We start from the raw sequence: 20,827 nt of genomic DNA on the forward strand, positions 1-20,827 counted from the left end.
AGTCGATGAGTTTCCACAATCCTGACCTGCCCTGGTCCGAGCTGGAACGCCGACTCTCCGGGCGGACTGCCGCCGACCCCGGGCGGGGCGGTGGCGAGCCTGGGCGGGCCGTCATCGAGCCTGGCCGGGGCGGTGGCGAGCCTGGGTGGGGTCCAGTCGACCCGGCCGCGACCGGTACCGGCGGGCACCTGCGGGTGGTGGACCCGCTGGCCGCAGCCGGAGACGAGGAAGCCCCCCGGAGCCGGAGTCGCGAGACGATTCCGGTCCGACCCGTCGAACCGCCCCCGGATGCGGTGCCCTACGCCGAGCTGCACTGCCACACCAACTTCAGCTTCCTGGACGGGGCCAGCCACCCGGAGGAACTGGCCGAAGAGGCGGCCCGGCTGGGACTGACCGCGCTCGCCGTCACCGACCACGACGGGCTCTACGGCGTGGTGCGCTTCGCCGAGGCGGCTCGGGCGTTGCGCCTGCCCACCGTCTTCGGTTCCGAGCTGTCGCTGGACCTGCCCGGTCCCCGTACCGGCGAACCCGACCCGCACGGCCGGCACCTGCTGGTCCTGGCCCGGGGCCCGGAAGGGTACGCCCGGCTGGCCCGGACCATCGCCCGGGCCCACCTGCGCGGCGGGGAGAAGGGCCGCCCGGTCTACGGGGAGCTGGCCGAAGTCGCCGCCGAACTACGCGACCACGTGCTGCTGCTCACCGGCTGTCGTAAGGGGGCGGTACCGGCCGCCCTGCGTACCGAGGGAATCGACGCGGCTGGCCTGCTCACCGACGGGGTCGACGCGGCCGCCCGGGAACTGGACCGACTGACCGCGCTGTTCGGGGCGGAATCCGTGGCGGTGGAGCTGACCGACCAAGGTGACCCGCTCGACGGGGACCGCAACGACGCCCTCGCGGAACTGGCCGCCCGGGCCGGGCTGCCCACCGTCGCCACCAACAACGTGCACTACGCCACCCCGGGTCGCCGCCGGCTGGCCACCGCGCTGGCCGCCGTACGGGCCCGGCGCAGCCTGGACGAGTTGGACGGTTGGCTGCCGGCGGCGGCCACCGCCCACCTGCGCACCGGGGCGGAGATGGCGGCCCGGTTCGCCGCCCATCCGGGCGCGGTGGCCCGAGCCGCCGCCTTCGGTGCCGAACTCGCCTTCGACCTGCACCTGGTCGCCCCGGAACTGCCCGCCTACCCGGTGCCGACCGGGCACACCGAGATGACCTGGCTCCGCGAGCTGACCATGGCCGGCGCGCTGGAGCGCTACGGGCCGCCCGAGGCGTACCCGGAGGCGTACCACCAGCTCGACCACGAGCTGAAGATGATCGACGAGCTGGGCTTTCCCGGCTACTTCCTGGTCGTCTACGACATCGTCGAGTTCTGCCGGCGCAGCGGTATCTACTGCCAGGGACGTGGGTCGGCGGCCAACTCGGCGGTCTGCTACGCGCTGCGGATCACCAACGTCGACGCGGTACGGCACCAGTTGCTCTTCGAACGGTTCCTCGCCCCCGAACGGGACGGGCCGCCGGACATCGACGTGGACATCGAATCCGACCGCCGGGAGGAGGTCATCCAACACGTCTACGCCAAGTACGGCCGCGAACACACCGCCCAGGTCGCCAACGTCATCTCCTACCGGCCCCGCTCGGCGGTGCGGGACATCGCCAAGGCGTTCGGCTTCTCGCCCGGCCAGCAGGACGCCTGGAGCAAACAGATCGACCGGTGGGGATCAGTCGCTGCGGTGGACGCCGAGGGCATCCCCGAGCAGGTCGTGGCGTACGCCAACGAGTTGCAGACGTTTCCCCGGCACCTGGGCATCCACTCCGGCGGCATGGTGATCTGCGACCGGCCGGTCATCGAGGTGTGCCCGGTGGAGTGGGGGCGGATGCCCGGCCGGACCGTCCTGCAATGGGACAAGGACGACTGCGCCAACGCCGGCCTGGTCAAGTTCGACCTGCTCGGGCTGGGCATGCTCTCGGTGCTGCGCTACGCCCACGACCTGATCGGCTCCACCCTCGACCTGGGCAGCATGTCGCTGGACGACCCGGAGGTCTACGACATGCTGTGCCGGGCCGACTCGGTGGGCGTGTTCCAGGTGGAGAGCCGCGCCCAGATGGCCACCCTGCCCCGGCTCAAACCCCGGCAGTTCTACGACCTGGTGGTCGAGGTGGCGCTGATCCGGCCCGGCCCGATCCAGGGCGGCTCGGTACACCCGTACATCCGGCGCAAGAACGGGCAGGAGCCGGTGACGTACCCGCATCCGCTGATGCGTAACGCGCTGGAGAAGACGCTGGGCGTACCGCTGTTCCAGGAGCAGTTGATGCAGCTCGCGATCGACCTGGCCGGCTTCGACGCGGCCGGTGCCGACCAGCTGCGCCGGGCGATGGGGTCCAAGCGGTCCGCCGAACGGATGGCGCAGATCCGCGACCAGCTCTACGCCGGCATGGCCGAGCGGGGCATCACCGGTGAGCTGGCCGACGACGTCTATCTGAAACTCTCCGCCTTCGCCAGCTACGGCTTCCCGGAGAGCCACGCGATGAGCTTCGCCTACCTGGTCTACGCCAGTTCCTGGCTCAAGCGCTACCACCCGGCCCCGTTCCTGGCCGCACTGCTCAACGCCCAGCCGATGGGCTTCTACTCGCCGCAGACCCTGGTCGACGACGCGCGACGGCACGGCGTCGAGGTACGCCGACCGGACATCAACGCCAGTGGAGCCAAGGCGGTGCTGGAGTCCACCCCGGACACCCGGTGGGGCAGCCTGCCCGGGGAACCACCGCACCGGTGGGGGCTGGGCGGTCCGGCGGTCCGGCTGGGGCTGGGCAGTGTCCGTACGCTCGGCGACGAGCTGGCCGAGCGGATCGAGGCCGAGCGGACGGCCGACGGGCCGTACCGGGACATGGCGGACCTGGCCCGCCGGGTCGGCCTGACCGCCACGCAACTGGAGGCGCTGGCCACCGCGGACGCTTTCGCCTGCTTCGGGGTGACCCGCCGGGAGGCGCTGTGGGCGGCCGGGGCCGCCGCCCAGGACCGGCCAGACCGGCTGCCCGGCACCGTCACCGGGGCGAGCGCGCCCGTGCTGCCCGGCATGGAGGCGGTCGACCGGCTGGTCGCCGACGTGTGGGTCACCGGCCTGTCCCCGGAGAGCCACCCGGCCCGGTTCATCCGGCCACAACTGGACACCCTCGGGGCGGTGCCGATCGCGAAACTGGCCCAGGTCGAGCCCGGCCGGCGGGTACGCGTCGGCGGCATCGTCACCCACCGGCAGCGCCCCGGCACGGCGGGCGGGGTCACCTTCCTCAACCTGGAGGACGAGACCGGGATGCTCAACGTGACCTGCTCACCGGGGCTGTGGCAGCGCTACCGGAAGGTGGCCCGGACCAGCGCCGCGCTGGTCGTACGGGGCCGGCTGGAACGCCACGACGGGGTGACCAACCTGACCGCCGACCGACTCGACGCGATCACCCCGCCGGTCAGCCCAGCCTCCCGCGACTTCCGCTGAGGTGTTAGCTGAGGTGTTAGGAAGGGCCCCTTGTTATCGCTTTCTGTAGAGGAAGGGCCCCTTCCTAACACCAATGTGCCAGTGGCTGATCTTGTCGGCGGGGGTCGTTATGGTCGGCCGGCCGTACCCGCGACTGAGCACAATGGAGTGACATGAAGGATTTCGCCGGAGACTTCGAAACGCACCTGACGGTATATCTGGATAGCGGAACAGGTGACGACGAGCCGTTACGCGACTGGGCCCAGCGCAACGGGGTGAAGTATCTCCGGATCGTTCTGGATCGGGGGGCGACCCCCGACCAGCCGATGCTGACCAGCCGGGGCCGGGGGACGCTGGCGGAGCAACGCGACGCGGCGCAGGAGTTGGCGGATCGGCTGCGCCAGGACGGGTACGTGGTGACCCGGGTGAAGATCGAGGCAGCACCGTGGAACGAGGACGTGCCACAGACAGACCAGGAGGCCGAGGCGCTGCCGGCCGGCTGCTATTTCGAGCACCACGTCAAGTTGGTGCTGGCCGACGAGGATGCGGTGGCGGCGGTGCGGATCCTGGTGGAGCCGCATGACGCGCGTGTCTCTCGTAACGCTCGACGGGCCTTGGACGGAGACCGGCACGAGCGGTTCGTGACCCAACGTTGTTGGCACGTCGGGCTGCCCACCGCCCGGCAACGTCTCGACGACCTACTGGCCGCACTGACCGCCGGAGGATTCTCGACGGCGGAGGTGGAGCAGGAGTTCGTGGTGTACGACGACAACCTGACGGTGGATGCCGGCTGGATTACCCAGCCGGGACTGCGGTCCATCGACCACAGGATCCGTCCCGACGAGCCTGAGTTCACCGATCCGGCGCAGGCGGACCGCTGGCGGACCCTGCGACGCGCGGCCCTGGACCATGCTCTCGCCCTGGTCGCCGCGTCGCCGTTGCGGGAAAACCTGGTGCTGCGCGGCAGCATGCTGCCGCCGGCCTGGATGGGAGAGCAGGCCCGTGAGCCGGGCGATCTCGACTGGGTGCTGGTCGATCAGACGATTGAGGCCGACCGCCTCTATGCCGAGCTGGTCGACCTGCTGCGGCAGCAACCGACGGTGACGGAGGGCGTGCTGCTCGATGTGGATGGGGCAACACGCGAGGAGGACTGGGAGACGATCGGCTACGAGTCGACCTCCGTACTGCGGGTGTGTGTGCCATGGCGAGCAGATGGCGTGCCGCCGGGTTCGGTGCAGCTGGACCTCGCCCTGGACGTGGACCTCCCCGAGCCGCCGGTGGAGACGGTCGTGCCGAGGGGCGACGGTGGCCAGTTCGCGTCCGTACGGGCGGCGAGCCGGGAGCTTTCGCTGGCTTGGAAGATCCAGTGGCTGGTGGTCGGTGACTATACGGACGGCTCTTTCAACGAGAAGGACCTCTATGACGCAGCCCTGCTCGCGGAGGACCCCCGGACGAAACTGCCACCATCGCTCCTGGACGAGGTGCTGGACCCGTGGTTGGAAGCCGAGGACGTTCCGGACACGATCGATGACCTGGAAGTGGATTGGGAAGACTTCCAGAAGGACTACCCCTGGGTGGGCGGGACCGGGGAGGAATGGCGCACCCGGCTGAGCCGGGCACTGACGCCCATGTTCGAGACGGCTGACGAGAGCAGCACTGACGCCGCTCTGCGGTTGAGCGGTTAGGAAGGGCCCCTTCCTATACAAAAAACGATAGGAAGGGGCCCTTCCTAACCGGCGATCCCCATCCCGGCGCTCGCCCACTAGGCTCGGCGGGGTGGAGCGAACACACATCCGACCGGGTACGACGGTGAGCCGGCCGACGTCCGCCGCCGGCTTGCCGGTGGCCCCGGGTGCTGCCGCCGGCCCGCACGCGGCTCCCCGTACCGCCGTGGTCTGGGCCGTGCTGCGCACCGAACTCGACCGCCGGGCGGGCGAGCCGCTCACCGTACTCGATGTGGGCGGGGGCACCGGTGGCTTCGCGGTGCCGTTGGCCCAGGCCGGTCACCGGGTGACCGTCGTCGACGCCAGCCCCGACGCGCTGGCCGCGTTGACCCGTCGCGCCGCTGAGGCCGGGGTCGGCGACCGGGTCCGGGCGGTGCAGGGGGACGGGGATGCTCTGGCCGGGCTGGTCGAGCCGGCCAGCGCCGACCTGGTGCTGTGCCACTCCGTACTGGAGGTGGTGGACGACCCGGCCACGGTGGTCGAGGCGGTCGCCACCGCGCTGCGCCCCGGTGGCGCGGCCAGTGTGCTGGTCGCCGGCCGGGCCGCCGCCGTACTGGGTCGGGCGATGAACGGCCATCTCGACGTTGCCGCCGCGCTGCTCGCCGACCCGGAGGGCAGCGCCGGGCCCCGGGACACGCTGCGCCGGCGGTACGACGCCGCGAGCGCCACCGCCCTGCTGGACACCGCCGGTCTCCAGGTGGAGGAGATCCACGGCGTACGCGTCTTCGCCGATCTGATCCCCGCCGCCGCTGCCGAGGGGGACCCGCAGGCACTGCTCGCCCTGGAGTTGGCCGCCTCGGCGTACCCGCCCTATCGGGATCTGGCCGCCCAACTGCACCTGTTCGCTCGCCGGATGCCATGACGATGACGACCGGCCCCTTCGATCCGGTTCAGCCCCGCTACGGCGCGGGTAGTCTGGCCGACGTGCTGCCCAGCGCGTTGGCGGTGCTGGGGGTGCCGGGCGCGGTCGACCCGCTGGGCCTGGTCGGGCAGCTCGACGGCGTACGCCGGATCGCGGTCCTGCTGGTGGATGGGCTGGGCTGGTACCAGATTCCGGTCGCGGCCCCGTACGCCCCGACGCTGGCAGATCTGGCGGCCCGGCATGGTCGGCCGTTGACCTCCGGGTTCCCGTCGACCACACCGACCAGCCTGGTGACCTTGGGCACCGGTGTCGCCCCCGGGGCACACGGCGTGCTCGGCTTCCGGGTCAACGTGCCCGGCACCGACCGGGTGCTCACCCACATCGACTGGCCGGGTGATCGGGCCGGTGATCCGGACCCGCTGCGGTGGCAGCCGGTGGCCACCCAGTTGGAGTTGGCGGAGGCGGCCGGGGTCGCGGTGACGGTGGTGAGCCGACCCGAGTACGCCGGCAGCGGCTTGACCGTGGCGGCCAACCGGGGCGGGACCTACCGGGGGGCCGCCGATCCGACCGCGCTGGCCACCGAGATGTTGGGGGCGTTGACCACCGGTACGGGGCCGACGCTGGTCTCCGGCTACCACCCGGATCTGGACACCCAGGGGCACCTCAGCGGCGTCGACTCAGCGCCCTGGCGGGTCGCGGCGTCCGATGTGGACGGGCTGTTGGCTCGGCTGGTCGGCGGATTGCCGGCCGATGCCGCGCTGCTGGTCACCGCTGATCACGGCCAGCTCAACGTGCCGTTGGACCACCGCTTCGACCTGGACGCCGACGCCCGGTTGCGGGCCGGTGTCCGGATCGTGGCTGGCGAGCCCCGGGTCCGCTACCTGCACGTTGAACCCGGTGCGACCGATGACGTGGTGGCTGCCTGGTCGGCGGTGCTGGGCGAGGCGGCGTGGGTGGTCACCCGGGCGGAGGCGATTGCCGCCGGCTGGTTCGGGCCGGTGCCCGAGTCGCACCTGGCCCGGGTCGGTGACGTGGTGGTGGCCTGCCAGGGGTCGTACGCCGTGCTGGCCACCCGGACCGACAACCCGGTCGAGGCCCGGCTGGTCGCCTACCACGGTTCCAGTACGGCGACGGAGATGACCATTCCGCTGCTGGTGGTCAGGGGTAGCTGACACCACCGTCACGAGGGGATTGCCCGACCAAGGGATTCAGGGGTTGTCCCACCCGGGGGCTAATCTGCCGGAATGGGTCGCAGCCAGTCCGTTCCGCGTGGGAACGATCCGCGCTTCGGTGCGGATGCCGACGACACCGGCTGCTCGATTCTGCACGTCGACATGGACGCGTTCTTCGCCGCCGTCGAGGTGCGCCGCCGCCCGGAGTTGCGCGGCCGGCCCGTCGTGGTCGGCGGGGTCGGCCCGCGCGGGGTGGTGAGTTCGGCCAGCTACGAGGCCCGGGCGTACGGGGTTCGCAGCGCCATGCCGATCATGCGGGCCCGAGGGCTCTGCCCCGGCGCGGTCTTCCTGCCCCCTGACTTTTCGCAGTACGCTGCCGCGTCCCGCGCCGTGATGCAGATCTTCCGGGATGTGACGCCGCTGGTGGAGCCGCTTTCCCTGGACGAGGCGTTCCTCGACGTGGCCGGTGCCCGGCGGCTCTTCGGCCGCCCGGTCGAGATCGCCCGGCTGGTCCGGGCCCGGGTCGCCGAGCAGGAGGGGCTCACCTGTTCGGTGGGGGTGGCGTCGACCAAGTTCGTTGCCAAGCTTGGTTCCACCCGGGCCAAGCCCGATGGGCTGGTGGTGGTGCCGGCCGAGCAGGTGTTGGACTTCCTGCACCCGTTGCCGGTGGCCGCCCTGTGGGGGGTGGGGGAGCGGGCGGAGGAGAGCCTGCGTCGGCTCGGGCTGTCGACCGTGGGTGATCTTGCCCACGCCCCGGTGGCGATGTTGCGTAACGCCCTCGGCTCGGCTGCCGCCACCCATCTGCACGAGCTGTCCTGGGGTCGGGACTCCCGGCTGGTCGACCCCGAGCAGGTGGAGAAGTCGATCGGGGCGGAGGTCACCTTCGACACCGATGTCGCCGATCCGGCGGCGATCCGGCGTTCCCTGCTGGCCTTGGCCGAAAAAGTGGGGATGCGGTTGCGCCGGGCGGGACAGATCGGCCGTACGGTGTCGATCAAGGTGCGATTCGCCGATTTCCGTACGGTTAACCGCTCCCGCACGCTGTCCGAGCCCACCGATGTCGCCCGCGAGGTGTTCGAGACCGCTTGGGCGCTGTTCGGCGCGCTTGCGCCGAGCAGCCCGATTCGACTCGTCGGCGTACGGGTCGAGGGGCTCGCCGCCGCCGGCTCGACCCCGCAGCAGCTTGCTCTCGGCGCCCCAGAGCATGGTTGGCGGGATGCCGAGGCGGCCGTGGACGCCGCTGCTGTCCGATTCGGGCGTTCCGTCATACGTCCGGCTAGTCTGTTGGACGGCGGCGGAGGGGCTCGAACGGAAATTCCGCCACGGCCATAGGTCGTCCCGCTTTCCGACCCGCGACCCCCCTCGTAGACTTGCGGGTAAGCAGCCGGTTGGCTGCCACGGTCTGTCGGTCCGACCGGACCGACCAACGTGACCGGGGAGGAGTGCCGTGCCGCTCTCGGAGCACGAGCAGCGGCTGTTCGAGCAGATCGAGCGGTCGCTTGCCGAGGACCCCAAATTCGCCTCGGCTGTGCGTGCCAGCGACCCACGCTTCCATGCGCGGCGTCGGCTGCTTGTCGCTGCCGGCGTGATCATCGCTGGCCTTGCATTGGTCGTCTACGGCACGGTGAGCAAATCTTCGTTGCTCGGCGTGGCCGGCTTCGTGGTCATGCTCGGTGCGGCCGGGTTCGCGGTGCTTTCACACCGTCGAGCCCAGTCACCCGATCTGCACGTAGTTGGTGGCACCGCCAGTCGGCGCACCCGCGCCCGGCGGTCGTCGTTGATCGACCGGCTTGAGGAGAGGTGGCGTCAGCGGCCGGAAGGCCACCGCTGACCTGTCTCCCCTGCGGGTGGCCAGACCCGCTGGGCGATGAGCGATTAACGGCGATGTTTGTGGCATGCGTGATTCGTGTGGGCAGGGGTCTGTCGGAGATCCGGCGTTTCCCCTGAGCACGCGAATCATGCATGTCCACCGATGACCGCACCGCGCCGCGTTCCTTTTACGCGCATGACGCATGAATTCGCTAATGGGATAAAACTCGTGAACGGGCCCCTGCCCCGGGTCGGCCTTTCTCGACCCGGGGCGCGTTCGGAGACCAGCGGCGACTGTCAGCGGGTCGACTGACCGCTGGCCAACCGTCCGGTACGCCAACGGCGGAGCCGGTCGAGGTTGAACAGCCGACTGCGGACCCTGCCGACCCAGGTGACGAGCCGAGTCGTGGTGTCCGTGATCGCCCGACGCCACTGCATCAGCACCGAGGGCGGCAGAACCGCCGCGACCACCCGGGTACGGCGGCTGGTCTCGGCGGCGAGTGCCCGGCGTACCGAGTGCAGTGGCCCGGTCAGTTGGCCGCTGGGCAGCGGCTCGCGGGCGTACCGGGCCCGCTCCTCGGCTCGGCCCAGCAGCCGTGCGGCATCGGCCGCCGGCTCGGCGACGTGACCGTCGCCGATCAGCCGGTCGACCGTCGCCCGTGGGGTCTCCGTCGGGTCGACCCGGAGCCGGAGGTCGACCAGAGTGTCGATCAGCTCGTCCCAGGCCGCGTGTGCCTCCAGCCGGGCCCGGTCCACCGCCAGCCCGACCTCGGCCACCGGATGCATGGTGGTGGTGGTCCCCGCCGCCGCCAGCGCAGCCGATCCGGTCGGAGCCCGGGGCGAGCGGCGACGACGGAGCAGCGCCCGCCGGAGGGCCGGCAGACCGAGCAGGAGGACCACCACGGCGGCGACGAACCAGGGCCAGATGGTGGCCGGGCGGTCGATCGGTGCGCCAGATGCGTCGAACCCCGGGTCGACATCCCGCTCGGGGCGCTCGACACCCCCCGGCCCCGCCGAGGACGCGGGACCGCCGGGGGTGTTCGGGCCCGTCGTCGGGGTGACCGGGTCCGGCTCGTCGCTGTCCGGTGCCCAGGCGGTACGGGTCGAACCAGGCACACTGGCCGCCGGGGTCGCGTCGAACGGCACCCAGCCGACGCCGTCGAAGTAGACCTCGGTCCAGGCGTGCAGGTTGCGGTTGGTCAGGGTGTAGGTGTTCCCCTCCTGTTGGGTGCCGTTGCTGAACCCGAACGCCACCCGGGCCGGGATGCCGGCGGCCCGGACCAGCCACGCCATCGCCGAGGCGTACTGCTGGCAGAAGCCCACCCGGTTGGTCAGGAAGTCGACGATGTCCTGCCCGCTGGTGCCACCCTCGGTGGCCAGGCTGTATCGGAACTTGTTGTCCTGCGAGAAGTGGTCGTAGATCGCCCGTACCCGGGCGTAGTCGGTCCGCTTGTCCTTGGTCAACTGGGCGACGAGTTCCTCGACCTCGCGGACCTTCGGGGTCTCCGTGTACCGCTGGCGCATCGGATGGTCCGCCGGCAGCGTCGGTACGGCGTCCAGCACCGCAGGCGTGTAGTCCGCCCGAAGGTACTCGAAGGAGTATTTTCTGCCTCTCGACTGTTCCTGCCGGGAGAAGACGATCCGCTGGTCGGTGTCGTAGAGCCAACCGGAGGGCAGTTCGACCATCATCAGCGGGTCGAGGTACAGCGGCAACAGCGGCATGTTGAAGGCACCGGTGGTCTCCACATCAGCCCGGTGCTGCTGGTAGGTGACCTCGGGCCGGCTGCCCGGTCGGGGATCCGGCAGGCCCCGGCTGACCGGCCGTCCGCTCGGATTGGTCGCCGCGAACCCACCGGGCAGAAGCCGGTCGGCCACCCCGAACCGCAGATAGAACGGGTTCGACTCAGTGGTGGTGACCTTGACCATCTCGACGGTGTTCGACTGGTTGAGCTGGCCGCTGAGCGAGGCGAAGAGGTCGACCCGGCCGGCGGGACCGCCCTGGCCGCCGCGGCCCTGGCCCGCGCCACCGAGGGAGTTCTGCCGGTCCAACAGACCACCGGTCATCCCGGGGATGACGAAGGGCAGCAGGACCGCCAGTGCCACTCCGGCGATGGCCAGCCGACGACCGGCGGCGGCCAGCGGCGAAGGTTCCCAGATGTCCACGTCCCGCCCGTCACCGGTGAACCGGCGACCGAACCGACGGACCCGTTCGACGTTGTCGGCCACCAGCAGCCAGAGGAAGCCGGCCGCTCCGACAATGAACGGCAACGGCGGCACGCTGTCGACGTAGACCGCCACCGGCACCGCGTAGATGGCCAGCATCGGCAGTCCCGCCAGCGCCGGCCGGCGCATTCCGACCGCGACCAGGTCCACCACCACCGCGACCAGGCCGATACCCAGTGCGGTGATGAACAGCAGCGGCTCGGTGTCGGGCACCTTGAGCTCGTGCGACCGGATGTCCTGGACCGAACCGCTCATCAGCTGGCCGAAGTACGCGAAGGTGTCCAGGGTCGGCAGCAGCACGAGGATCTCCCGGCCGCTGGGAAAGAGCCAGATCAGCGCGATCAGCAGGGTGCCGAGCAGACCGAGCGGCTGGGCCCAGAGCGGTGTCCGCCACCAGCGCAGCAGCATTCCGACCCCGGCGAGCAACGCCACCACGATGAAGCACTGCACCAGCCAGGTCCAGCTCTGAAAGATCGTGGAGAGCGGTGCGGCGGCCAGCAGGGTGGCTGCCCCGGCGATGAGGCCGAGCCGGCGACTACCTCTCATCGCACACCTCCGGCGACCGTCTCGGCCAGCGCGGCCCGCCAGGCGAAGCCCTGGGACCCCCGACCCGCCTGCGGCCACAGCGCGGCCAGTTTGCTGCCGTGGTCGACCTCCACCACCCGCCACCCGCTCTGCAACAGGCTGAGTACGGCGGCGCTGCGCGTCTGTGCGGCCTCGGCCTGGGCGGTGGCGGGCAGGTTGAGCCAGGTCGAGCTGTTCAACAGCAACGCCACACAGGTCGCCCCGTTGCCGCGCAGCGCGGCCAGCAGCTTCGCCTCGTCCGGGGTCAGCATGCCCAGCAGGGCGATGATCAGACCACCGTCGGACCGTTGCCGGACCCGCTCCACCAGGGAGGCGATGTCGCCACGCTGGGCAAGCCGGACCTCGGCGAGGTGGTCGAGCAGGATGCCGTCGCCGCCCGCCTCGGACGCGTCGGCGTCCAGCCCGGACCCGGTCACCAGCCGCAGTTTGTAACCAGCGGTGCGCAGATGTACGGCGATGCTGGCGACCGAGGCCACCGCCCACTCGAAGCTCGCGGTCGGACCATCGCCCCGATGGCCGTGCGCGCGGGTGTCCAGCACCACCGTGGCGCGGCTCTCCCAGGGCTGTTCCTCCCGCCGTACCATCAGCTCCCCGGTGCGGGCGGTGGACTTCCAGTGCACCCGGCGCAGGTCGTCGCCGCGCCGGTATTCGCGGGTCGCCGCGTCGTCCTCGCCGTGTACCGCCACCGACCGGGCGCGGCTTTCCCCGGAGCCGGCGTACTCCCCGGCCAGGCGGACCGTGGGCAGGGGGGTGACCTGCGGGATTACCGTGAGTCGGTCGGTGCTGGGGAAGGCCCGGGTCAGTTCGCACAGCCCGAACGGGTCGGTCAGCCGAACCACCAGCGGGCCGACCTCGTAGCGGCCCCGGACGTCGGCCCGCACGGTGTACGCCACCGAGCTGGCCTGCTGCGCGCCCAACCGTTCCAGCACCACCCGGGGCCGGCTGCCCAGGGCGTACGGCAGTCGATCCTCCAGCAGCAGCGTGCCGGTGGGCAGCCGGGACAGGTTCTGTAGTTGCAGCATTATTCGGGAGCTGGCCCCCACCGGCACCCGGTGTGGTTCGAGGGTGCGATGACAGGCGAGCTTGTAGCGGCTCCGCCCGACGTAGAGCACCGCCAGCAGCGGCAGGATGGCGAGCAGCACCGCGACTCGCAGCAGGTCCTTCTCACCGAGCAGTACCGCGGACAACGCCGCGGCGACGGCTGCGGCGAGGAACGATCGGCCTCGGGTGGTGAGACCGGCCAGCGCCGCGCGCACGGTCATCGCCGCCGCGGCTCGTACGGGGATCGCCCGCCGGCGTCGCCGGACGGTGGTCGGGTGTCGTAGGGCGAGCGCTGCCGGGCCTGCGGCAGGGCCAACCGGTGCACCAGGTCGGCGACGATGGCGTCGGTGGTACGCCGGGCGAGCTGCGCGTCCGCCGTCGGGATGATCCGGTGCGCCAGCACCGGTACGGCCAGTGCCTGGAGGTCGTCGGGCAGCACGTAGTCGCGCCCCTCCAGGGCGGCGAAGGCGCGAGCCGTGCGCAGCAGTTGCAGGCTGGCCCGAGGCGACGCGCCCAGCCTCAGCTCCGGGGCCTCCCGGGTGGCGGTGACCAGGTCGATGGCGTACTGCTTGACCGCGTCGGCGACGTGTACCTGTCGGACGGTGGCGATGAGTCGCCGGACGGTGACCGCGTCGGCGACCGGGCGTAGCGAGTGCAGTGGGTCCACCCCACCGTGCGCGTCGAGCATGGCCAGTTCCGCGCCGGGGTCGGGGTAGCCCATCGCGATCCGGGCGGTGAACCGGTCCCGTTGGGCCTCCGGCAGCGGGTAGGTGCCTTCCATCTCGATCGGGTTCTGGGTGGCGATCACCATGAACGGCGTCTGGAGCGCGTAGGTGGTGCCGTCGACGGTGACCTGGTGCTCCTCCATGCACTCCAGCAGCGCCGACTGGGTCTTGGGGGAGGCCCGGTTGATTTCGTCGCCGACCACCAGGTTGGCGAAGACCGCGCCTGGCCGGAATTCGAAGTCGTGGGTTTCCTGGTTGTAGACACTGACCCCGGTGACGTCGCTGGGCAGCAGGTCGGGGGTGAACTGGATGCGGCGTACCGAGCAGTCGATGGAGCGGGCGAGGGCCTTGGCAAGTTTGGTCTTACCCACGCCGGGTACGTCTTCGATCAGCAGATGACCCTCGGCGAGCAGAACCGCCAGGGCGAGCCGAACCGTCGCGGTCTTGCCCTCGATGACCTTCTCGATGTTGGCGACGATCGCATCGCTGGCGGCGCGGAACTCGTCATGTGGCAGCACGTCACCCAGCTCGTCCCGGGTCTGTTGTGTCACGGGCACCTCCTCGTCGCTACACGGACTTCTTACTAGACCTGTGAGGTCGGCCGTTAGGTTCGCGGGAAGACGACCCGACCGAGTGGTCTGCGTCACCCGCACCATTCAGGCTAGCTGTATTCGGCAGCGTCTCCGAATGCGCGTTGGTTGGCCCGGGTGGCAGCGGGTAGACTCCGGGCCATGCCCGGGGTTTACCTGCTCCTTAGCGAGCCGTGCTGACGCGACAGACAGCGACAGCGCGGCGCCCCTCCTGTGTGAGGGGCTTTTTTGTGCCCTGAACGCAATGCCCTACCGCTGCCCTGAACGCAATGCCGGACCGCAGTGCCCCGACGCAGCGCCCGAACGTGATGGCCCTGGACCAGACCCGAGGTGGACCGATGACTGAGGCAACCGAGCCGGCGGGGGACATCCCGCCGTTCCGCTACACCGCCGAGCTGGCTGGCGAGATCGAGCACCGCTGGCAGGACCGGTGGGCCGAGCGTGGCACCTTCCACACGCCCAACCCGGAGGGGCCGCTGGCCGATCCGAGTCATCCCCGGGCCGGCGCCGAGAAGCTGTACGTGCTGGACATGTTCCCCTATCCGTCCGGGTCCGGGCTGCACGTCGGGCACCCGCTGGGTTACATCGGCACCGACTCGTACGCCCGCTACCAGCGGATGGCCGGCCGTAACGTGCTGCACGCGATGGGCTTCGACGCCTTCGGCCTGCCGGCTGAGCAGTACGCGGTGCAGACCGGCACCCATCCGCGTACCACCACCGAGGCGAACATCGAGCGCTACCGGGCGCAGCTGCGCCGACTGGGCATGGGCTACGACCACCGGCGCTCGGTGGCCACCATCGACGTCGACTTCTACCGCTGGACCCAGTGGATCTTCCTGCAGGTCTTCAACTCCTGGTACGACCCGACGGCCGGTAGGGCCCGGCCGATCGCCGAGCTGATTGCCGAGTTCGAGGCGGGCACCCGGTCCACCCCGGATGGCCGGGCCTGGGCGGAGCTGTCCGGTGTGGAACGGCGGCAGGTGGTCGACGACCACCGGCTGGCGTACGTCTCCGAGGCCCCGGTGAACTGGTGCCCGGGGCTGGGCACGGTGCTGGCCAACGAGGAGGTGACCGCGGACGGGCGTTCCGACCGGGGCAACTTCCCGGTGTTCAAGCGCAGCCTGAAGCAGTGGATGATGCGGATCACCGCCTACGCCGACCGGCTGCTGGACGACCTGGACACGCTGGACTGGCCCGAGCCGATCAAGCTGATGCAGCGCAACTGGATCGGCCGCTCCACCGGTGCGCACATCGACTTCCCGACCGCCGTCGATCCGATCCGGGTCTTCACCACCCGGCCGGACACCATCTTCGGGGCGACCTACATGGTGCTGGCACCCGAGCACCAGTTGGTCGACGCGCTGGTTCCGGCGGCCTGGCCGGCCGGCACCCGGGACGCGTGGACCGGTGGGCACGCCACGCCGCGTGCGGCGGTCGAGGCCTACCGCAAGGCGGCCGGGGCCAAGAGCGACGTCGAGCGGCAGGCCGAGACGAAGGAGAAGACCGGCGTCTTCGTCGGGGCGTACGCCACCAACCCGGTCACCGGCACCGAGATCCCGATCTTCATCGCCGACTACGTGCTGGCCGGCTACGGCACCGGGGCGATCATGGCGGTACCCGGGCAGGACGAGCGGGACTGGGCGTTCGCCGAGGTCTTCGACCTGCCGATCATCCGTACCGTGCAGCCGGCGGAGGGGTTCGACGGCAAGGCGTACACCGGGGACGGGCCGGCGATCAACAGCGCCGCGCCGGAGCGCGGCCTGGACCTGGACGGCCTGGGGGTCGTCGAGGCCAAGGCCCGGATCATCGAGTGGCTGGAGGCCAACGGGCACGGCACCGGCGCGGTCACCTACCGGCTGCGGGACTGGCTGTTCAGCCGGCAGCGCTACTGGGGCGAGCCGTTCCCGATCGTCTACGACGAGACCGGCCGGCCGATCGCGCTGCCCGAGTCGATGCTGCCGGTCGAACTGCCGGAGGTGGACGACTTCTCCCCGCGTACCTTCGACCCGGAGGACGCAGACTCGGAGCCGGAGACGCCGCTGTCGCGCCGCCGGGACTGGGTCGAGGTCGAACTGGACCTGGGCGACGGGCCGAAGCGTTACACCCGCGAGACCAACGTGATGCCGCAGTGGGCCGGCTCCTGCTGGTACGAGATGCGCTACCTGGACCCGGCCAACAGCGACCGGTTCGTCGACCCGGTCAACGAGCGCTACTGGATGGGCCCGCAGTCGCCGGGTGACTGCGGCGGCACCGACCTGTACGTCGGCGGCCAGGAGCATGCCGTGCTGCACCTGCTGTACGCCCGGTTCTGGCACAAGGTGCTGTTCGACCTGGGGCACGTCTCGTCGTTCGAGCCGTTCCGCAAGCTGTTCAACCAGGGCATGATCCAGGCGTACGCCTACACCGACGCCCGGGGCAGCTACGTCGAGGCGTCCGAGGTGATCGAGCGCGACGGCGGATACGTCCACGGCGAGGAGCCGGTACACCGTGAGTACGGCAAGATGGGCAAGTCGCTGCGCAACGTGGTGACGCCCGACGAGATGTGCGCGGCGTACGGTGCGGACACGTTCCGGGTCTACGAGATGTCGATGGGCCCGCTGGAGGTCTCCCGTCCGTGGGAGACCCGGGCGGTCATCGGGTCGTACCGGTTCCTGCAGCGGGTCTGGCGGGCCGTTGTCGACGAGCAGACCGGCGAGCTGCGGGTCACCGACGACCCGGCCGACGAGCCGACCCGTCGGCTGCTGCACAAGGTGATCGACGGGGTTCGGGGCGACATGGAGGGGATCCGGTTCAACACCGCGATCGCCAAGCTGATCGAGCTGACCAACGGGCTGACCCGGCTGGCTGCCACCCCGCGTGAGGTGGCCGAGCCACTGGTGCTGATGCTGGCACCGTTCGCCCCGCACATCGCCGAGGAACTGTGGCAGCGGCTGGGGCACACCGAGTCGTTGACGTACGCGTCGTACCCGGTTGCCGACCCGGCGCTGCTGGTGGCCGAGACGGTGACCTACCCGGTGCAGGTCAACGGCAAGGTGCGCGGTCGGATCGAGGTGGCTGCCGACGCGGCGCAGGATGACGTACGGGCCGCCGCGCTGGCCGTGATCGCCGAGCAGTTGGCCGGTAAGGAGCCGCGCAAGGTGATCGTGGTGCCCGGTCGGATGGTCAGCGTCGTCGTCTGAGTTGTTCGCCAGGGACATCCTGGTTGTCTCGCTGATGGGGGCGGGGGTCCACGGGACCTCCGCCCCCCGTTGCGTGAAGGCACAGGCAGCGGGCGCGCCCCCGTCCCAGCCGCCGTCCTCGCCGGATGAACCGGCCGGAAGTACGAGCGCGGAGGCCGTTAACCCGGCTTTCGGCCGGTGCCGGCCACCAGGCGGCCCGGCAGGATCACATCCCATGCCACGCCCTGATCGACTCCAGAACACCGTGCCCGCTTCCGGCCAGCCCGGGGCCGCTGCGCTCTCCGCCAGTCGGCCTCGGATCATCGCACTCGACGTGCTGCGCGGGTTCACGCTGTGCGAGATCCTGCTCGCCAACATCCAGCTGATCGCCAACTCCGGCACCGCCGTCGAGACCCAGCCCATGGGCGCATGGGATCCCTGGCTCGGGCTTCCGATCTTCTCCCTGCTGTTCGGTATCGGGTTTTCCCTGCTGTTGGACTCCGCCGCGCACCGTGTCGCCCGCCCACGACTGGTTCTGCTGCGCCGACTTCTGGCGATGCTCGTGATCGGTTTCGTGCACATGCTGTTGTGGCCGGGCGAGATCCTCACCAAGTACGCCCTCGTCGGCCTGCTGGTGCTGCTGCCCTCGACCTGGTTGCCTCGGTGGGCCGTGGCCAGCCTCGCCGCAGTGCTCATCCCGGCGGCGCTGATCGTCGGGGGTGGACCCCTGCTGATTGCCGGGCTGTTCCTGCTGGGCTCGGCACTGGTCCGATACGGGGTGATCGAGCAGGTCGAGCGGTCCACCCGAGGGCCGCTCCTGCTGGGCCTGGTTTTCGCGGCGGGGACAGCTGCTGCCCTGTGGGTGCATGCCAACCTGCTGACCGGGGCGGACACGATGCAGCCGTCCTTCGCGTCCAACCTGGCCGATCTGTTGATCGCCGGTGTGGTCGTGTGTGCCCTGCTGGTCCTGCTCAGAACGCCACTGCGACCGGTGCTGCGGGCTGTCTTCGCGCCACTGGGCCGGGTGGCACTGACCAACTACCTGACCGCCACACTCCTGGTTCTGGCAGCCAGTCACCTCCTCGGCCTGCCGATCGGCCAATCCTTGACGGTGGCCTACCTGGTCGCGGGCGCCATCCTCACCGCCCAGTGGCTGTTTTCCAGCCTCTGGCTGCGTCGCTATCGCCAGGGTCCCGTCGAGTGGCTCTGGCGCTGGGCCACCTGGGCCCGCCGCCCTTCCCTCGGCCGGTCTGGGATGTGACAGGCGTCTGCCATCGTCTACAAATCAAGGCCGGCTCGTTTCCCGGCGCATGGTCGATATGCAGGATTCGTATAACGATCATCAATTCATCGGGTTGACTGGATAGGTTCGTTACCTGACCACAACGGAGGAGTCGTCTCCATGCCGAGGACACCGGCGAGACAGACCCACTGCCCACGCTGCGGAGCCCGCTTGGCCCGGGACAACGACAGCGGACGCTGCACCCCCTGCCAGACCGCCGAACGGGACCGGATCACCACGCCGCCCGTGCTGCCGGCCTCCTTCTGGGACCACGAACCCGTCCGCCAAGCCCTACACGAACGCCACCTCGGCAAAGTCGTCCGCGCCTACCGCTACCACCCCTACCACGGCCGACTCGCCCTGCCCCAAGACCTCGTCGCCCGCTGGCTCGGCATCACCCAGGCCCAACTCAGCCGCGCCGAAAACAGCCCACCCATGATCCACCTGGACCGCCTCATCCACTGGGCGCAACTGCTGCACATCCCCGCCCAATTGCTCTGGTTCAAGCTGCCCGACAGCATCGAGGACGGGCAGGTTCCATCTTCGACGCTCGGTCACGCCGAGCGGCAGCCGGCCGACCTGCCGGCCCAGGAACGCATTCCGGTCGCTTCCGCAGGGAGCGAGCCCGAGTACGGAGGTGACATCGTGGAAAGACGTGGCTTCGTGATTACTGCCGCGCTCGCGGGCCTCGGGGTGGCTCAACAGTTGAGCCCGACGCTGAGCCAGGCCAGTCCGCCCCAGCGGTTGGGCGCGGAGGACGTTCGGTCGGTGATGTCGGTGATCGACGGATTCGAGCAGGTCGACGCGGCGATCGGCGGGAACGAACTATGCGACTTCGCCATCGGCCTGCATCGGCGGGTGCTCGGCTGGGAGCGTGACGGTGGTTACGACCGCCAGGTCGGCCAGGCGTTGCAGACCGCCCTGGGGGAGCTGGAGTGTTGGATCGGCTGGTTCGCCCTCGACGCGGAGCGGCGTCCGGAGTCCCGTAGATATCTGCATGAGGCGATCCTGCGGGCCCGGCTGCGCGACGATGCCCGGCTTGAGGTGCGGGCCCTGCAGGGCATGTCGATGCTGATTCGGCAGTCCCATTCGGCGGAGTCCCGGCAGTGCGCGGAGGCGGCGCAGCGGCTCGCCGCAGGGTGGGCGAGTCCACGGCTGACGACATTGCTACACCTGCGGGCCGCCCGGGCCAGCGCCGAGTTGGGCGACGCGGCCGGGTTCAACCGCGAGATGACAAAGGCGTTGTCCATGTTCGATCGTGGTGAGCGTGAGGACGATCCGTCGTACCTCCGGTTCCTCAAGCAGTCGGAGATCCTCGCCGTCGAGGGCTACTCGCATCTCGCTCTCGGCAATGCCGGCAAGGCTGTCGATGCCTTTCAGGCGGACATGGACGTCTCCGACTCGTACTACCACCGCAACCGGGTACTCGGTGCCGTGCTCCTGGCGAAGGCCAGGCTCTACGCGGGCGATGTCGATGCGGCGAGTCAACTGGGGATCGAAACCGCCCCGGCCGTGGCGGCTCTCCGGTCCGGGCGGACCACCCTGGCGCTGGCCGGTCTACGCGGAGAACTGGGTGACCATGCTGGTCGATCAAGGTTGGCGAACCAGTTTGTGACGAGCTACGACGAGGCGGCCCGTGGATGATTACCGACAGGGAGCTGCGACGTTTCACGGCGGACCAGGCGCAGGACCTACTGGAACCTCTCGTCGCCCTCTACCGGGAAATCCACGCCACTCCCGAGACCGAGTTCCACAACGAGGCACGCTATCGCCGTCAGATCGCCGGCCACATGTCCGTACCGGGCTGGACGCTGGTGACCGCGATCAAGAGGGACGAGCTGGTCGGCTATGCCTATGGCTTCCCGCTCCCGGAGAACACCGGCTGGTGGCAGGGCCTACAGACGACGGTGCCCAACGGTTTCACGGTGGAGGACGGGCGGCGTACCTTCGCTATCAGCGAGATCATGGTCCGAGCGGCGTATCGTCGCCAAGGCATCGCCCGGGCGCTGCACGACGAGCTGTTGGCCGGTCAGCCCGCTGAACGAGCCACCCTCCTCGCCGAGCCGGGCAATCTGCCGGCGCAGGCCGCGTACGCCGGCTGGGGCTGGCGCAAGATCGGGCAGCTCCGTCCCGGCTGGGAGAACGCCCCGCTCTTCGACGTCCTCGTACGTTGAACCGGGGCTGGCTCCGGT

Annotated in this window: 13 protein-coding genes; 10 read left to right on the top strand and 3 right to left on the bottom strand. The window is 70.3% G+C overall.

The genetic code is table 11. The annotated features are described in order from the left end of the window. Positions 1 to 5 precede the first annotated feature (5 nt). The 6 genes from ACWDV4_RS08545 to ACWDV4_RS08570 all read left to right on the top strand — a co-directional run bounded on the left by ACWDV4_RS08545 (position 6) and on the right by ACWDV4_RS08570 (position 9,053). Positions 6 to 3,485: an error-prone DNA polymerase gene (locus ACWDV4_RS08545; RefSeq protein WP_449975938.1), complete on the top strand. Its 3,480-nt coding sequence runs from the start codon at positions 6 to 8 to the stop codon at positions 3,483 to 3,485. 152 nt (positions 3,486 to 3,637) lie between these two features. Beyond that, positions 3,638 to 5,149, top strand: a complete 1,512-nt coding sequence (locus ACWDV4_RS08550) for a nucleotidyl transferase AbiEii/AbiGii toxin family protein (protein ID WP_449975940.1) — start codon at positions 3,638 to 3,640, stop codon at positions 5,147 to 5,149. Between the two features lie 151 nt (positions 5,150 to 5,300). Then, complete coding sequence (locus ACWDV4_RS08555) at positions 5,301 to 6,050, top strand: methyltransferase domain-containing protein (protein WP_449976267.1); 750 nt, start codon at positions 5,301 to 5,303, stop codon at positions 6,048 to 6,050. Continuing rightward, positions 6,047 to 7,222, top strand: a complete 1,176-nt coding sequence (locus ACWDV4_RS08560) for an alkaline phosphatase family protein (RefSeq protein WP_449975942.1) — start codon at positions 6,047 to 6,049, stop codon at positions 7,220 to 7,222. The genes ACWDV4_RS08555 and ACWDV4_RS08560 overlap by 4 nt, the downstream gene beginning before the upstream one ends. Before the next feature lie 72 nt (positions 7,223 to 7,294). Continuing rightward, on the top strand, positions 7,295 to 8,554 hold the full coding sequence (locus ACWDV4_RS08565) for a DNA polymerase IV (protein ID WP_449975944.1): 1,260 nt from the start codon (positions 7,295 to 7,297) through the stop codon (positions 8,552 to 8,554). Positions 8,555 to 8,669: 115 nt separating this feature from the next. Further along, positions 8,670 to 9,053 (top strand): DUF3040 domain-containing protein, encoded by a 384-nt coding sequence (locus ACWDV4_RS08570; protein ID WP_184536888.1) that lies wholly within the window; start codon positions 8,670 to 8,672, stop codon positions 9,051 to 9,053. Between the two features lie 275 nt (positions 9,054 to 9,328). Here the strand turns inward: ACWDV4_RS08570 and ACWDV4_RS08575 are convergent, their stop codons facing one another. From ACWDV4_RS08575 to ACWDV4_RS08585, 3 genes are read right to left on the bottom strand one after another with little or no spacing between them, the layout of a single operon-like run. Further along, complete coding sequence (locus ACWDV4_RS08575) at positions 9,329 to 11,800, bottom strand: transglutaminaseTgpA domain-containing protein (protein WP_449975946.1); 2,472 nt, start codon at positions 11,798 to 11,800, stop codon at positions 9,329 to 9,331. Further along, the gene (locus ACWDV4_RS08580; RefSeq protein WP_449976268.1) at positions 11,797 to 13,095 is read right to left on the bottom strand and encodes a DUF58 domain-containing protein; all 1,299 of its coding nucleotides are present in this window, start codon (positions 13,093 to 13,095) and stop codon (positions 11,797 to 11,799) included. Before ACWDV4_RS08580 ends, ACWDV4_RS08575 begins: the two co-directional genes overlap by 4 nt. Positions 13,096 to 13,097: 2 nt before the next feature. Then, entirely contained in the window at positions 13,098 to 14,156 is a 1,059-nt protein-coding gene (locus ACWDV4_RS08585; protein ID WP_449975948.1) for an AAA family ATPase, read from the bottom strand. 377 nt (positions 14,157 to 14,533) lie between these two features. Here ACWDV4_RS08585 and leuS point away from each other — a divergent pair, with 377 nt between their 5' ends. The 4 genes from leuS (at position 14,534) to ACWDV4_RS08605 (ending at position 20,809) form a co-directional block, all read left to right on the top strand. Continuing rightward, entirely contained in the window at positions 14,534 to 17,374 is a 2,841-nt protein-coding gene (leuS, locus tag ACWDV4_RS08590; protein WP_449975949.1) for a leucine--tRNA ligase, read from the top strand. A gap of 214 nt (positions 17,375 to 17,588) precedes the next feature. Then, complete coding sequence (locus ACWDV4_RS08595; protein WP_449975951.1) at positions 17,589 to 18,614, top strand: DUF418 domain-containing protein; 1,026 nt, start codon at positions 17,589 to 17,591, stop codon at positions 18,612 to 18,614. A 141-nt stretch (positions 18,615 to 18,755) separates the two neighbouring features. After that, on the top strand, positions 18,756 to 20,279 hold the full coding sequence (locus tag ACWDV4_RS08600; protein WP_449975952.1) for a hypothetical protein: 1,524 nt from the start codon (positions 18,756 to 18,758) through the stop codon (positions 20,277 to 20,279). Then, positions 20,276 to 20,809, top strand: a complete 534-nt coding sequence (locus ACWDV4_RS08605) for an N-acetyltransferase family protein (RefSeq protein WP_449975954.1) — start codon at positions 20,276 to 20,278, stop codon at positions 20,807 to 20,809. Before ACWDV4_RS08600 ends, ACWDV4_RS08605 begins: the two co-directional genes overlap by 4 nt. The last annotated feature ends 18 nt before the right edge of the window (positions 20,810 to 20,827 follow it).

Source organism: Micromonospora sp. NPDC003197, from assembly GCF_053590565.1.

Coding starts and splice junctions, on each gene's coding strand:
- ACWDV4_RS08545 (WP_449975938.1), top strand. CDS start 6: ATGAGTTTCCACAATCCTGACCTGCCCTGGTCCGAGCTGGAACGCCGA.
- ACWDV4_RS08550 (WP_449975940.1), top strand. CDS start 3,638: ATGAAGGATTTCGCCGGAGACTTCGAAACGCACCTGACGGTATATCTG.
- ACWDV4_RS08560 (WP_449975942.1), top strand. CDS start 6,047: ATGACGATGACGACCGGCCCCTTCGATCCGGTTCAGCCCCGCTACGGC.
- ACWDV4_RS08565 (WP_449975944.1), top strand. CDS start 7,295: ATGGGTCGCAGCCAGTCCGTTCCGCGTGGGAACGATCCGCGCTTCGGT.
- ACWDV4_RS08575 (WP_449975946.1), bottom strand. CDS start 11,800: ATGAGAGGTAGTCGCCGGCTCGGCCTCATCGCCGGGGCAGCCACCCTG.
- leuS (WP_449975949.1), top strand. CDS start 14,534: ATGACTGAGGCAACCGAGCCGGCGGGGGACATCCCGCCGTTCCGCTAC.
- ACWDV4_RS08595 (WP_449975951.1), top strand. CDS start 17,589: ATGCCACGCCCTGATCGACTCCAGAACACCGTGCCCGCTTCCGGCCAG.
- ACWDV4_RS08600 (WP_449975952.1), top strand. CDS start 18,756: ATGCCGAGGACACCGGCGAGACAGACCCACTGCCCACGCTGCGGAGCC.
- ACWDV4_RS08605 (WP_449975954.1), top strand. CDS start 20,276: ATGATTACCGACAGGGAGCTGCGACGTTTCACGGCGGACCAGGCGCAG.